The 865-nt window shown below is 46.9% G+C and carries 1 protein-coding gene and 1 pseudogene; both read left to right on the forward strand.

What is annotated here, in order from left to right; translation table 11 throughout:
• Window positions 1–639: pseudogene (locus COY37_RS08875) on the forward strand (BREX-1 system adenine-specific DNA-methyltransferase PglX); the annotation flags it as partial.
• A 14-nt stretch (window positions 640–653) separates the two neighbouring features.
• Window positions 654–865 (forward strand): hypothetical protein (locus tag COY37_RS08880; protein WP_286977270.1); only part of this gene is annotated, 212 nt, incomplete at its 3' end.

The following is an 865-nucleotide window of genomic DNA, read 5'->3' on the forward strand; positions in this document are numbered from 1 at the left end:
GAGACGATCGAAGATTATCTAAAACAAGTTCCAGAGCCGACCTTCCCAGCGGACACAGACAACGTCATCCCCATTCTCGACGGTGACTGGTTTACCGACGATATTTCCGAGCGTTTCAGAAAATTCTTGCGTGTAACCTTTGGCGACGAGCGCTATGAGGACAACCTCAAATTCATAGAAAGCGCCCTCGGCAAAGATATCCGCAAGTACTTCCTTAAAGATTTCTATAACGATCACGTAAGGCGCTACAAGAAGCGGCCGATTTACTGGCTGTTCTCAAGCCCTAAGGGCAGTTTTAACGCACTTATATATTTGCATCGCTACCGTCCGGATACGGTAAGCGTTGTGCTCAACGATTACCTGCGCGAGTTTCGCAGCAAACTTGTTGCGCGCAAGAATCAAATGGAAGGACTAAACATCAGCGCTTCAGCCTCACAGGCGGAAAAGACCAGGGCACTTAAAGAGATTGAAAACATTAAGAAGATGATTGAGGAATTGCAAGACTACGAGCGAGATGTGCTCTATCCTTTGGCTACCGAACAAATTGACATTGATCTCGATGATGGGGTAAAGGTCAACTACGTTAAATTCGGACTAGCGCTAAAGAAGGTTCCCGGTCTGGATGCCAAGGAAGAGTAGCATTAGGAGCATGTATGGATAAACAAATAGCCCAGGCTTTACAGAGATTATTTGAGCGGCACCGTATAGTCTTTTGGAATGACACCAACCGGGAGTTACGCTCGGATTTTGACGCTCTGAAGCTTGCCGGGGTCGAAAAAATAGAGCTGACCAACAACGAGTTTGGCGTAAAATACCGCATACTTCGCGAACAACCGGAAGACAGGTTCTTGCTATACCGTGAAGG

It is taken from the genome of Candidatus Aquicultor secundus, from assembly GCF_002791875.1.
Taxonomy (GTDB): Bacteria; Actinomycetota; Aquicultoria; order Aquicultorales; family Aquicultoraceae; genus Aquicultor_A; species Aquicultor_A secundus.